Raw genomic sequence first — 13,099 nt, 5'->3', positions numbered from 1 at the left:
TGCCACCCCGGTCAGCCGCAGCACCCACCGCCGCAGCAGCCGCCACCACCACCGGAGGGCGCGGGCGCGGCACCGCCGCGGCCGCCCAAGCCGACCGTGCTGAGCAGCTTGACCGTGTCCTGGTGCCCGGCCGGGCAGGCGGCGGGCTCGCTCGCGGCGGCCATCGGGCGGTCCACCTCGAACGTGTCGCCGCAGGCGCGGCAGCGGAAGTCGTAACGCGGCATGCGGATCAGTCTAGGCCGAGGTTCCGGCGATGCCGAGCCGCTGTGCGAGGGCTGCGACGTCGCCCTCGTACTCCAGCCAGGGGCGGTCGGCGATGAAGCCGAGCTCCTGGTTGACCTTGATGAGCGGCTCGTTGACGGCGGCGTTCCAGGTCTGCACCTCGGTCAGCTTCGGCTCGGCGGAGCGAAGCTCGAACAGCATCCGGGCCTTGATCGCCCGGCCGACGCCGTAGCCGCGGTGCCGGGGGACCACGACGGTGTCGTACTGGTCGGCACGGCCGGGGCGCTGAGCGGGCACCACGACCTCGGTCAGCCCGGCGATCTCGCCGGTCTTCTCCACCACGGCGACGACCACGTAGAGCTTCAGGCCGCGCGCGTCCAGGGTGTTCAGACTGGCCTGCAGCCGCTGCGGCTCGTATGAGCTGGGCCGCAGCTCCAGGTCGCCGAGCTCGTAGTCGTCGCGCACCTCGGCCTTGGCGGCCGCGTACGCGGTGAGCAGGTGGTCGGGCGGGCCGCCCGGGTAGAACTCGATCTGGTAGCCCGCGCCCACCCCGGCGGCGAGGTCGCCGAGGGTGAACCAGTCGACCGTGCCGAGGTTGAGCACGCTGCGGATCTCGGTGAACGCCAGCGTGAAGCCGTACGCCTCGAAGAAGTCGACCGTGACCGTGCCGCCGGCGACCTCGACCCCGAGCAGGTCGAAGCCCTCGGTGTGGGCCAGCCGCACCTGCTCGGTGAGCAGCAGCCGGCCGATCTGCTGCCGGCGGGCCTTGGGGTGGACCAGGATCTCGACGACCCCGATGTCACCCAGTAGGAGGATGCTGCCTGCCCCGAGCGGGGGCACGCCGCGGGCGGCGTCGCCGGGCTTCTCCTCGACGAGCCAACTGGTCTTGCGTTCGCCGGGCATGGTCACCGACAGGTAGTCGCGCATGCGACCGTCGTGCCACAGGGGATCATCCGGCAGGTCGACCGCACTGACCTCGTTGAGGAGGGCGACCAGAGAGGCGATCTCAGTGGCGGACGCGGTACGGGGATCCCATTCGCGCACCTTCACCCGTCCAGCTTGCACACTGCGGCCGGGAAACGGAAGGGTCCTACCTGTCATCGTATGCAAACCATTACTCTGAGTGGCGTTCGTCGCGCGGCCAGGTTGCTGTCGGTAGCGTGGATCGTCGCTTCCCATCCTCGCCGGTCAGCGGCTCGGGCGGGCGGTCAGGCCCGGCTCTTGGCCCCGTACGCCTGGGCGGTGTCGTAGACCTTCTGAAGGTAGACGCCGATGTTGTTGTATGACAGCACGACGGCCTTCCAGTTCGCGACCACGGACAGGTCCTTGTTCGGCGCACACAGATAGTAAGCGGCGGCCAGGGACGCGTCGTCCAGGTCGTGCGGGTCGGCGAGCTGGTTGGCGTCGGCGTCCACCCCGTACGACCGCCAGGTCGCCGGGAGGAACTGCATCGGCCCCACCGCGTGGTCCCAGACCCTGTCGTTGTCGAACGCCCCGGCGTCGGTGTCCGGGACCCGGCCGACGTCGCCCTTGCCGTTCAGCGCCGGGCCGATGATCGGCGGCAGCGCCCGGCCCTGCTCGTCGAGTTTGGCACCCTTCGCGCGGCCGTGGTCGGACTCGACCTGCCCGATCGCGGCCAGCGTGGTCCAGCTCAGATGGCAGGCGGGCCGGGTGCTGAGCAGCACCCACTCGGCGTACGCGTACGCCTCCAGCGCCGGGACGGGCACCTGCACCTTGGGCGACTGCTGCTCGGCCCAGCGGTGGAACGCGGCGGCCGGGCGCGGCACACCCGTCGGCAGCGGCGACAGCGACGGCAGTGGGAGCTGGCTCGGGCTGGGCAGCCCGGTCGGCGCGGCGCTGGCCGAGGCGCTCGGCGCCGGAGCGGCCTTGGCGGAGACCAGCGCGGGCACCAGGAGCGCACCGGCGGTGGCGGTCGCCGCGACGACGGCGATGATGGTCAACCCGGCAGTGGTCAGCCGCCCGTACGGCTTGCGCGCGCCGCGCCGCAGGCCGCCCCAGGCGGCCCGTCCGCCCCGCATCGCGCCGTCACGCAGCTTCGGCAGCCCGGCCCGCACCGTGGCCACAGCCCGCCCGGCGAGCCCGGTGGGCGGGCTGGCGGGGTCCGCGGCCGCGTCATCGGGCGCCGCCGGTCCGCCCGGCGTCACCGCCGGCTCCGTGTCACCCGCCGCCTGCTTGGCCCCGTCACCGTCACGCACGCCGACGAGTATGTCTCACGTGTGGACCCGCTGTCGCGCCACGCAGGTCAGGTCGGCAGTTCTGCCTGGGTTTCCCCGAACCGGGCGCGTCGGGTGATCCAGATCTGACCTGTCGGCCCACATCCGCCCCGCGGTGTCGTCGTTACGACGGTTGGCAGTGCGCGCGCCGGGGATCGCATCGACCCGGGGCGATGCCTCGACACCCGCCCGCAGTTCGGGCGGCTCGATCAACCCGTTCTCACGATGTCCGGTGCAGGTGGGGGTACGGCAGCATGAACCGCGACTTCCAGGGGGGCGGAGGTTATCCACGCGTGCCGCAGCGTTCACACCTGCCGCGTGGGCAGGTGACGTTTCTCTTCACCGACATCGAGGGGTCGACCCGACTCGCCCAGATGCTCGGCGACGGCTACCGGCCGGTGCTGCACGAGCACCGGCGGGTGCTGCGTGCTGCGCTCGCCACCGCGGGCGGAGTGGAGCTGTTCACCGAGGGCGACTCGTACTTCTTCGTCTTCGCCGAGGCCGCGCACGCCCTGCGGGCCTGCGCGCAGGCGCAGCGGGCGCTGGCGCAGCACCCGTGGGACGACCCGAAAGCACAGCCCCGGGTACGGATGGGCCTGCACACCGGCACCGCGCACCCGCACGGTGGTGAGTACGCCAGCCCCGAGGTGCACCGCGCCGCCCGGGTCGCCGCCGCCGCCCACGGTGGACAGATCCTGCTCTCCGCGTCGACCGCCCAGGCCGCGTGCACCCTGCCCGAGGAGGGCTGGCTGCTCGACCTCGGCCTGCACCGGCTGCGCGGCTTCGACGGCCGCGAGCGGCTGTACCAGCTCGTCGCGCCCGGTCTGGAGCAGCACTTCCCGCGCCCGCGCACCGAGCAGGCCGCCCCGCACAACCTGCCCAGTCACCTGACCTCGTTCGTGGGGCGCCGCAGCGAGCAGGCCGAACTCGGCGCGCTGCTCGGCGCGCACCGCCTGGTCACCGTGGTCGGGGCGGGCGGTGCGGGCAAGACCCGGCTGGCCGTCGCGGTCGCGGGCGAGCTGGTCGAGTCCTACCCCGACGGCGTGTGGTCGGTGGACCTGGCCACCGTCACCGACCCCGGCCTGGTGGCGTTCACCGTCGCCACCGTGCTGGGCCTGCGGCCCGAACCGGGCCGCCCGGTGACCGAGACGCTGGTCGACTTCCTGAGCTCCCGCCGGATGCTGCTGCTGCTCGACACCTGCGAGGCGCAGCTGTCGGCGGTGGTGCCGCTGCTGGCGCGCCTGCTGACCGGGGCGGCCGAGGTGAGCGTGCTGGCCACCAGCCGCGAGCCGCTGGGCCTGGCGGGCGAGCTGGTGTGGCGGATCCCGCCGCTGTCGCTGACCGAGGGCGAGGACGGCACCAGTGACGCGGTGACACTGCTGGCGCAGCGTACGGTGGCCGCGCGCGGCGGGCGGCCGGTCGAAGCCGCAGAGCTGGCCGGGCTGGCCCGGGTCGCCGCCCGGCTGGACGGGCTGCCGCTGGCGATCGAGCTGGCCGCGGCGCGGTTGCGCGTGCTGTCCGCGGGCGAGCTGGCCGGGCGCCTGCACGCCGAGCTCACCGCCGACGAGGCCGACCCCCTGCTGGCGCTGGACGCGGGCGGCCACACCGCCGCGGCGCACCCGCGGCACGCCACCATGCAGGCGACGGTGACCTGGTCGTACCGGACGCTGCCCGAGGACGCGGCCCGGCTGCTGCGCTGGCTGTCGGTGTTCGCCGGGCCGGTGCGCCTGTCCGGGGTGGAGTCGCTGATGGACGCCGACCCGCTCTGCCCGCTGACGGTGCTGGTGGACAAGTCGCTGGTGCAGGCCGAGCCGGGACCGCACGGCACGACATACCGGATGCTCGACCCGATCCGGGGGTACGCGGCGCGGCGGCTGACCGAGCAGGGCGAGGAGGCCGCCGCCCGGGACCGGCACGTGGCCTGGGCGCTGAGCGAGCTGCGCGAGATGCACCACGGCGCCGACGGGCAGCCGGTGACGCTGTCGCTGTACTCGATCGACCCGTTCGCCGCCGAGTTGCGTGCCGCGCTGCGCTGGTGCGGCACGGGCGGCAGCGCCCGCGACGGCCTGCGCCTGTCCTGCCGCCTGGACCAGTGGTGGCGCGAGCGCGGTCTGGCCCGCGAGGGCCGGCTGTGGCTGTTCCGCCTGTACGCCCGCCTGTCGGAGACCGGCGAGGCGGTGCCCGACGCCGAGCTGGCCCGGGTCTACCACGCCCATTCCGGGCATGCCGCCGTCGACGGCGAGTTCGCCGAGGAGCTGCGGTTCAGCCGCCGCGCCGAGGCGTCGGCCCGGCGTGCGGGCGACCCCGGGCTGCTGGCGCGGGTGCTGGCCGGGCGGTCGGGGGCGCTGCGCGACGCGGGCCAGCCCGCCGACGCCGAGACAGCCTGCCGCGAGGTGATCGAGTGGGCCGAGCGGCACGACGTGGCCGCCGACGCGCTGTTCGCGGTGTGCAACCTGGCCGAGCTGCTGTGGCTGCGGGGGGCGCTGGACGAGGCGGCGGACCTGCTCGCCGCGTCGCGCCAGCTGGAGCAGCTGCGTCCGGCCGAGCGCGGCCGCCGCACGCTGGACCTGCTGCTGGGCATGGTGGCGCTGCGCCGCGGCGACCTGGTGGCCGCGCACGAGCACCTGACGGTGGCGCTGCGCTCGCGGATGGCGTACGGCTTCCACGGGCGCGCCTGTGTGGCGATCAAGGCGATGGCGGCGCGCTGTGTGCAGGGCGGCGACGCGCGGACCGCGGCGACGCTGTTCGGGGCGGCCGAGTTCACGACGGTGAAGCTGCACTGCGGCCCGGGGATCTTCGCCGCGTACTGGACCGCGCAGCAGGATGCGGCGCGCAAGGCGCTGGGTGACGCCGCGTTCGACGAGGCGTACGCCGAGGGAGCCCGGTTGTCACTGGGGGAGACGGCGTCGCTGGCGCTGGCGGTGGAGCACCCGGACCTGTCGGCCGACTCCAGCCGCTTCGCCGAGCTGCCTGCCGCCTGAGCACCCCGACCGTCCCGGCGCGACTGCGCCGGGACGGTGCGTCCCTGCGCTGGCATCCCGGAGACGGATCGGGACGCACGCGCAGGCTGTCAGGGGTGCGGCCCGGTCAGTCCAGGCCGCCGTTGGCGCGGATCGCGTCGCGCTTCATCCGCTGCGCCCGGGCCAGCTCGGCGTCGCTGACCGCGATGCTGCCGAACTCCTTCACCGCCTGGTAGTAGGTCCAGGCGAGGCTGTAGCAGGCCGGGCGCACGATCGCGTTGTACGTCGCGCACCTGCGCTTGAGATCCTCGTAGAAGGCGCTGTCCAGGCGGGCCTTGCTCGCCGCGAACAGCCCCATCTCCTTGTGGTTGCGGTAGCCGAAGTCGTGCCGGTAGCACGAGAGCTTGAAGTCGAACCCGATGGGGTTGTCCGGGCTGGACGAGCAGTAGTCGGTGGACCAGTTGAACGCGTACGCCGCCCAGGCGCCCTGGTTCTGCCGGGCCGCGTTCCAGGCGTTGTAGCTGGCGGCGCTGGTCTGGGTCCAGCTGGACAGGACCGACACCTTCTCCTCGGTGGTGACCGCGGCGGCGGGGGAGGCCACGGCGAGCACGGCGGCGAGGGCGGTGAGGGGCACGAGCAGCAGGCGGAGGCGCTTCACGGGGGGTCACCTCGGGTTTCGAGTCGGCACGGGGGGCGTCGGGCAACTCGGGCGATGCTGGGGGGTGTGCATCGGTTGTGGTGAATCTAGCTGTTGCAACGATGTTTCGGAAGTGTTGACTTGCGGCTACTGGACAGCCGGCGCCCGACCCTGGCCGCGCGCGGGTCCCGTCGGCGGCGCGGTGCCGCTAGGATCCCCTGGCCGGTGCGAATCCGCGCCGTTCTCACGTTGCCCGGAGGGCGAGCCGATGTCCTACTCCGACCCCGACTTCGATCCCTGGGGCGACCAGCCGGGTCAGGGCCGTCCCCGGCACGGCCAGGACCAGTACCCGCCCGGTCAGCCCCCGCAGGGCGGTTATCCACAGCAGGGTGGATACCCACAAGGCGGTTATCCACAGCAATCGGGTGGTTACCCACAGCAACCCGGTGGATATCCGCAGGGCGGACAGGGCCAGGGCGGCTACGGCCAGCCTCCGCAGTACGGCCAGCAGGGTGGATACCCGCAGCAGCAGCCCGGTTACGGGCAGCAGGGGTACGGCCAGGGCGGTTACGGCCAGCAGCCCGCCCAGCCCGGCTACGGCCAGGGCGGCTACGGCGGCCAGCAGGGCTACGGCCAGCAGGATGGCTATGGACAGCAGGGCGGCTACGGGCAGCAGGACGGTTACGGGCAGCAAAGCGGATACGGCCAGCAGGGCGGATACCCGCAGCAGGGCTACGCGCAGCAGGGCGGTTATCCACAGCAGGGTCAGGCCCAGCCCGGCTACGCCCCCGCCGGGCGCCAGGACGACGGCTTCCCCGGTTGGGGCGAGGATGTCGCCGCGTCCGAGCGCAGCCGGCGCCACCCGATCATCGAGAAGCGCCGCAAGAAGTCCCGCAAGGGCCTGTGGATAACGCTGGTGATCCTGCTGCTGCTGTGCGGCGGCGGTGGCGCCGCGGGCTACTGGGTCTACAACAAGGCCAAGAACACCGTCGAGGACGTCGCCGACAAGCTGGACGACGCCGACAAGACCTCCGTGGTCGAGCCGAAGACTCTCGGCGGCCGCGCGAGGAGTACGGACGCGGGCCTGGCCAAGACGGTCAACGACATGAAGTCGGGGTTCGCCTCCGCGCTGCCCGGTGCCACCTCGTCGGTGGCGGCCTACTACGGCTCGGCGGAGAAGAAGAACCTGGCCATGGCGTTCGCGGTCGCGATGCTGAATCCGGCGCCGCAGACCACCCTCGACCAGTTCGCCTCGGGAGCCGCCTCCTCGCTCGGCAAGATCACGTTCGAGAAGGTGGAGCCGGGGCCGCTCGGCGGGGTGGCCCAGTGCGGCCAGGGGACCTCGGATGGGGTGCCGGTGGCGATCTGCCTGTGGTCCGACAACGGCAGCCTAGGCATGATCATGTATTTCGGGCAGAACTACGCCGGCATCAAGACCAAGTTCGCCGCCGAGCGCGGCGAGATCGAGAAGAAGGCGACCGCCTGACGTGCCCGTCGCGCTGTCCTGATCGCTCCGCGAAGCGACATGGGCCTCGCTGTCGCCCACACCTCATACGGTGTCGATACACCGTATGAGGTGTGGGCGCGTTCGGCTTCATGGCGCCGGATCGCGCGCGCCTGACGGCGGGTCGCCGACGCGGGAAAGTCGAACGCGCCCGTGGCCGGTAGACCCGGCCACGGGCGCGTTCGCTGCGTGACGGTTACAGGATCGTCCAGGTGTCGCCCGAGTTGAGCAGGGCGGCCAGGTCCTGCTCGGGCTCGCCCGCCTTGGCCTTCGCCGCGTCGAGCTGGTTGCGCACCAGCTCGTCGTAGGACGGGCGGCGCACCGAGCGGAACACGCCCACCGGGGTGTGCCGCAGGTCGGGCCCGGCCAGCCGGGACAGCGCGAACGCGTACGCCGGGTCCTCGGCGTGGGCGTCGTGCACGAGCACGTCACCCGCGGCGGTGTCGGCGGCCTCGCCGACGGCCAGCCCGAAGCTGCCCGCCGGGTGGGTCACCACGTGCTGGTTGTCGGACCCGAAGGTGATCGGCTGCCCGTGCTCCAGCCGGATCAGGTAGTCGTCGCGGGTCGCGGGCTCCTTGAGCACGTCGAAGGCGCCGTCGTTGAAGATGTTGCAGTTCTGGTAGATCTCCACGAACGCCGAGCCCTGGTGGTCGGCGGCCTGCCGCAGCACCGACTGGAGGTGCTTGCGGTCGGAGTCGATGGTCCGGGCCACGAACGAGGCCTCGGCGCCCAGCGCCAGCGAGATCGGGTTGAACGGCGCGTCCGAGGAGCCGGACGGCGTCGACTTGGTGATCTTGCCCAGCTCGCTGGTCGGCGAGTACTGCCCCTTGGTCAGGCCGTAGATCTTGTTGTTGAACAGCAGGATCTTCAGGTTGACGTTGCGGCGCAGCGCGTGGATCAGGTGGTTGCCGCCGATGGACAGCGCGTCGCCGTCACCGGTCACCACCCACACCGTCAGGTCCGGTCGCGACACCGACAGGCCGGTCGCGATCGCCGGGGCACGCCCGTGGATCGAGTGCATGCCGTACGTGTTCAGGTAGTACGGGAAGCGCGAGGAGCAGCCGATGCCCGAGACGAAGACGGTCCGCTCGCGGGGGATGCCCAGCTCCGGCAGGAAGCTCTGCATCGCGGCGAGGATCGCGTAGTCACCGCAGCCGGGGCACCAGCGCACCTCCTGGTCGGACTTGAAGTCCTTCGCCGACAGCTGGACCGGAACCGCGTTAGACATTCTTGATCACTTCCTCGAGCATGGTCTCCAGCTGGGTGGAGGTGAAGGGAAGTCCGCGGACCTGGTTGTAGCCGACGACGTCGACCAGGTAGCGCGCCCGGATCACCTGGGCGAGCTGGCCCAGGTTCATCTCCGGGATGACCACCTTGTCGTACGAGGCGAGCACCTCGCCCAGGTTCTTCGGCAGCGGGTTGAGGTGCCGCAGATGCGCCTGAGCGATCTTCACGTCGCGCTGGCGCAGGGCCCGCGCCGCCGCGCCGATCGGCCCGTACGTCGAACCCCAGCCCAGGACCAGCACCTTCGCCTCGCCCGAGGGGTCCTCGACCTCGACGTCGGGGACGTCGATCGCCTCGATGCGGGCGGCCCGGGTGCGCACCATGAAGTCGTGGTTGCCCGGGTCGTACGAGATGTCGCCGGTCTTGTCGGCCTTCTCCAGGCCGCCGATCCGGTGTTCCAGCCCCGGCGTGCCCGGCACCGCCCACGGCCGCGCCATGGTCTTCGGGTCGCGCAGGTACGGGTAGAACTTGCCGTCCTCGCCGTTGGGCCCGGTGGCGAACTCGACCCGCAGGTCGGGCAGCTCACTGACCTCCGGCAGCAGCCACGGCTCGGAGCCGTTGGCCACGTAGCCGTCCGACAGCAGGATCACCGGGGTGCGGTAGGTCAGCGCGATCCGGCACGCCTCGATGGCGGCGTGGAAGCAGTCCACCGGGGACTGCGCCGCCACCACGGCCACCGGCGCCTCGCCGTGCCGCCCGAACAGGGCCATGCTGAGGTCGGCCTGCTCGGTCTTGGTCGGCAGACCCGTCGACGGCCCGGCCCGCTGCACGTCCACGACCACCAGCGGCAGCTCCAGCGCCACGGCCAGGGAGATCGTCTCGCTCTTGAGCGCGACGCCCGGACCGCTGGTCGAGGTGATGCCGAGCGCGCCGCCGTACGAGGCGCCCAGCGCCACGCCGACCGCCGCGATCTCGTCCTCGGCCTGGACGGTGGTGACGCCGAACTTCTTGTGCTTGCTCAGCTCGTGCAGGATGTCGCTGGCCGGGGTGATCGGGTACGCGCCGAGCACGATGGGCAGCTGCGCCCGCACGCCCGCCGCGACCAGGCCCAGGGCGAGCGCGGCGTTGCCGGTGATGTTGCGGTAGTTGCCCGGGGCCATCTGGGCGGGCGGCACCTCGTACCGCACCGCGAAGCCCTCGGTGGTCTCGCCGAAGTTCCAGCCCGCGGCGAACGCGGCCTTGTTCGCGGCGACCAGCTCGGGCCGCGCGGCGAACTTCTTCTCCAGGAACGCCATCGTCGACTCGTGCGGGCGCGAATACAGCCAGCTCAGCAGGCCGAGGGCGAACATGTTCTTGGCGCGCTCGGCGTCCTTCTTGCTCACCGGGTGGTCGGCCAGCGCCCCGACGGTCATGCTCGTCAGCCCGACCTTGTGCACCTGCCAGCCCGCCAGCGAGTCGTCCTCCAGCGGGTTGCTGTCGTAGCCGACCTTCTGCAGGTTGCGCTTGGTGAACTCGTCGGTGTTGGCGATGACCGTGCCGCCCTTGGGCAGGTCGGCGATGTTCGCCTTGAGCGCGGCCGGGTTCATCGCGACCAGCACGTTGGGCGCGTCGCCCGGCGTGAGGATGTCGTAGTCGGCGAACGCCACCTGGAAACTGGACACGCCCGGCAGGGTGCCTGCTGGTGCCCGGATCTCGGCGGGGAAGTTCGGCAGCGTCGAGATGTCGTTGCCGAGCTGTGCCGTCTCCGAGGTGAACCTGTCGCCGGTGAGCTGCATGCCGTCACCGGAGTCACCGGCAAACCGGATCACCACCCGGTCGAGCTGGTGAACCTCCTTGGCGCGGTGCCCGTGCTCGTCGGGACCCGGGTGCTCGCTGAGCTGCCCGGCGCCCTCACGTTGTTCGGCCACTGGACGCGACCTCCTGCTGGGGTGGTGTGCTGTTACGTCTCGATTAAGGTCAGCCTACGTCGGCGGTAGGGAATCGCGGTGACAAGGGTGCCCAGGCCAAACCGGCGATGAACGTGATAAAGGCGACACAGCACCGGGTGCCGAGTCGCCCAGATCACTCACTCATCCCAAAAGCTGACACGAACGAAGAACCACGTTGCGCGGATCGAACCTTGTCGCGCGGATCGGGCCGGGGCTCAGCGCGCGAACGCCAGACCGGTCCACGTGTACGTGACCTCAGCGGCCGCCGACACCGTCAACCTGCCGTCGGGCTCCATCCGCCAGGAGCCGATCCCCTCCCCGTCCGCGATGGGCACCGTGGCCAGCGCGCGCCAGCCGTCCGCGGCGGCGTCGAACACCACCAGGTTGTCGCCGGGCGCCGCGCCGCCGGTGCCGCCGGGCGCGCACGAGATCTGGAGCAGCAGGTAGGGACGCCCGGCCGGATCGAGCAGCACCAGGTGCGGGCCGTTGGAGGGCGCGCCCCGCACGATCGTCCAGGTGCGGTCGCCGCCACCGGCGATGCCGTCGGCATCGAAGGCGGGCCGGACCGGCCCCGTGGGCGCGGGCAGGCCGCCGCAGTGGACGCGGTCGGCGACCGGGGTCAGGTCCAGGACGCGGCCGGGTCCGGACGGAAACGCCGGGGGGTACGCCGCCGACACGTCCGCCGCCGCGAAGGTCGAGCCGGTCCAGCGGTAGCCGTACGCCATACCGGGACGGTGCCCCTCCGGGCCCCGGTGCCAGGGGTGCATCTCGACGTTGACGACACCGCCCGCGATCCAGAAACCGGGGAACAGCGCCCCGCGGATGCCGACCCAGCCCAGTGCCCGCAGCGCCCCGCCGGAGTCCCTGGTGACCGCGAGCAGCTGACCCTCGGCGTCCAGACTGTCCTCGGCGTCCTTCTTGCAGTACGCGTACAGCACGGCCTCGGCCCGGCCGTCCCCGGTCAGGTCCCCGTATACGACCGTGTCGGGCGAGATGCCGGTCCGCGGGTAGGCGGTGCCGGAGACGTACCCCTCGCCGGAGTTGCGGAAGGCCAGCCGCCCGGAGGCGCACCCCTGCTGGGCCGGCACGCCGCCGATCGTGGCGCTGCCCCAGTCCACCCGGCCGATCGGGTCGTCGCCCACCGGCCGGCCCAGCGGCGGCAGGCTCGGGCCGGGCACCGCCGGGCCGGACGGGCTCGGCGTCGCGGTCACCGACGGGCTCGGGCTCTCGGCCGGGGGCACCGGCTGGTGGCCGCGCGGACCGAACAGGTCGAGCCCGAGCAGCGCCAGCACCGCGACCACGGCCGTGACCGCACCCGCCAGCGCGCCGCGCCGCACCCGGCGCTGCTGCTCGCCGCGCCGGCGCACCTCGGGCGCGGGCGCCCGGCGGCCGGCCTGCGGGTCGGCCAGCAGGACCGCCAGTTCCGCCCGCCCCCGCGACAGCCAGGACTTGACTGTGCCCGTCGGCACGCCCATCTCCCGGGCCACGTCGCCGACCGGCAGGTCCACCAGGTGGTGCAGCACGATCGCCTGCCGCTGGTCGGCGGGCAGTTCGCGCAGCGCGGCCACCAGCGCCACGTGCTCGGGGTCGGGCGGCGCGGTGTCGTCGGGGCGCTGGCGCACCAGGTGCGCGGCGGCCACCCGCAGGTGCCGCCAGCGGGACCGGGCCAGGTTGGTGGCGACCCGGTACGCCCAGGCGGCCGGGTTGTCGTAGCGCGACAGCTCGCCCCAGCGCTGCCACGCGCGGCAGTACGCCTCCTGGGCCAGGTCGTGCGCCTCGGCCCGGTCGCCGGTCAGTGCGTACACCGCGGCCACGGTGCCGGGATAGTGGGCCTGGTAGAAGGCGTCGAAGTCGGCGGCGGACGCGTCGGCGCGCGGTCGCGGCGCGAGCGCGAGATCGCCGCGGGCGGCGCCGCCGGGCGGGGTGACGGGCACAGTCATGCAGGGTCACACACGTTGCCCCGGCGTCCGGTTGCACGAGTCCCAACCGTTACCGGAAGCGCTAGGCTGCGTCCGTGGACGGATACCTCGGCCCGTACGCGACCGTCGGGCTGCTGCTGCTGGTCGGTGTGCTCATCCTCGGCGGGGCGTTCACCGCCAACCGCCTGCTGCGCCCGTCGCGGCCCAACGACGCGGCCGGCAAGTTCGACACGTACGAGTGCGGCCTGGACCCCGTCGAGGGCGGCTGGGCGCAGGTGCACATCCGTTACTACGTCTATGCGTACCTCTACGTCCTGTTCGCGGTCGAAGCGGTGTTCCTGTTCCCGTGGGCCGTGGTGTACCTGTCGGGCGGGGCGAAGGTCGTCGTCGAGATGGCGCTCTTCGTGGCCGTGCTCGCGCTCGGGCTGCTCTACGCCTGGCGCAAGCAGGCACTGCGCTGGCTCTGAGGCG

The 13,099-nt window shown here is 72.6% G+C and carries 10 protein-coding genes; 3 read left to right on the top strand and 7 right to left on the bottom strand.

What is annotated here, in order from left to right; all coding sequences use genetic code 11:
- Positions 1 to 11: 11 nt before the first annotated feature.
- The 3 genes from Cs7R123_RS17750 to Cs7R123_RS17740 all read right to left on the bottom strand — a co-directional run bounded on the left by Cs7R123_RS17750 (position 12) and on the right by Cs7R123_RS17740 (position 2,438).
- Positions 12 to 224, bottom strand: coding sequence for a zinc ribbon domain-containing protein (locus Cs7R123_RS17750; protein ID WP_212827869.1), 213 nt, complete (start codon positions 222 to 224; stop codon positions 12 to 14).
- Between the two features lie 10 nt (positions 225 to 234).
- Positions 235 to 1,272 (bottom strand): GNAT family N-acetyltransferase, encoded by a 1,038-nt coding sequence (locus tag Cs7R123_RS17745; protein ID WP_244871887.1) that lies wholly within the window; start codon positions 1,270 to 1,272, stop codon positions 235 to 237.
- Positions 1,273 to 1,430: 158 nt separating this feature from the next.
- Positions 1,431 to 2,438, bottom strand: coding sequence for a lytic transglycosylase domain-containing protein (locus Cs7R123_RS17740; protein ID WP_212827865.1), 1,008 nt, complete (start codon positions 2,436 to 2,438; stop codon positions 1,431 to 1,433).
- Positions 2,439 to 2,749: 311 nt separating this feature from the next.
- Here Cs7R123_RS17740 and Cs7R123_RS17735 point away from each other — a divergent pair, with 311 nt between their 5' ends.
- Positions 2,750 to 5,437: an adenylate/guanylate cyclase domain-containing protein gene (locus Cs7R123_RS17735; RefSeq protein ID WP_212827863.1), complete on the top strand. Its 2,688-nt coding sequence runs from the start codon at positions 2,750 to 2,752 to the stop codon at positions 5,435 to 5,437.
- Positions 5,438 to 5,543: 106 nt separating this feature from the next.
- On the opposite strand, the gene Cs7R123_RS17730 is transcribed toward Cs7R123_RS17735, so the two are convergent.
- Positions 5,544 to 6,074 (bottom strand): phospholipase, encoded by a 531-nt coding sequence (locus tag Cs7R123_RS17730; RefSeq protein WP_212827861.1) that lies wholly within the window; start codon positions 6,072 to 6,074, stop codon positions 5,544 to 5,546.
- 247 nt (positions 6,075 to 6,321) lie between these two features.
- On the opposite strand from Cs7R123_RS17730, the gene Cs7R123_RS17725 reads away from it, so the two are divergent.
- Positions 6,322 to 7,539 carry a hypothetical protein gene (locus Cs7R123_RS17725; protein WP_212827859.1) on the top strand — a complete coding sequence of 406 codons (1,218 nt, stop codon included), beginning with the start codon at positions 6,322 to 6,324 and terminating at the stop codon, positions 7,537 to 7,539.
- Positions 7,540 to 7,753: 214 nt separating this feature from the next.
- On the opposite strand, the gene Cs7R123_RS17720 is transcribed toward Cs7R123_RS17725, so the two are convergent.
- The 3 genes from Cs7R123_RS17720 to Cs7R123_RS17710 all read right to left on the bottom strand — a co-directional run bounded on the left by Cs7R123_RS17720 (position 7,754) and on the right by Cs7R123_RS17710 (position 12,649).
- Positions 7,754 to 8,785 carry a 2-oxoacid:ferredoxin oxidoreductase subunit beta gene (locus tag Cs7R123_RS17720; RefSeq protein ID WP_212827858.1) on the bottom strand — a complete coding sequence of 344 codons (1,032 nt, stop codon included), beginning with the start codon at positions 8,783 to 8,785 and terminating at the stop codon, positions 7,754 to 7,756.
- Entirely contained in the window at positions 8,778 to 10,592 is a 1,815-nt protein-coding gene (locus tag Cs7R123_RS17715) for a 2-oxoacid:acceptor oxidoreductase subunit alpha (protein WP_280517314.1), read from the bottom strand. The genes Cs7R123_RS17720 and Cs7R123_RS17715 overlap by 8 nt, the downstream gene beginning before the upstream one ends.
- Positions 10,593 to 10,924: 332 nt before the next feature.
- Positions 10,925 to 12,649 (bottom strand): SigE family RNA polymerase sigma factor, encoded by a 1,725-nt coding sequence (locus Cs7R123_RS17710; protein ID WP_212827856.1) that lies wholly within the window; start codon positions 12,647 to 12,649, stop codon positions 10,925 to 10,927.
- Between the two features lie 74 nt (positions 12,650 to 12,723).
- On the opposite strand from Cs7R123_RS17710, the gene ndhC reads away from it, so the two are divergent.
- On the top strand, positions 12,724 to 13,095 hold the full coding sequence (ndhC, locus tag Cs7R123_RS17705; RefSeq protein WP_212827855.1) for an NADH-quinone oxidoreductase subunit A: 372 nt from the start codon (positions 12,724 to 12,726) through the stop codon (positions 13,093 to 13,095).
- The last annotated feature ends 4 nt before the right edge of the window (positions 13,096 to 13,099 follow it).

The organism is Catellatospora sp. TT07R-123, from assembly GCF_018327705.1.
Taxonomy (GTDB): domain Bacteria; phylum Actinomycetota; class Actinomycetes; order Mycobacteriales; family Micromonosporaceae; genus Catellatospora.
The sequence above is the reverse complement of the archived record's forward strand: the minus strand, read 5'-3'. Positions and strand labels throughout refer to the sequence as shown.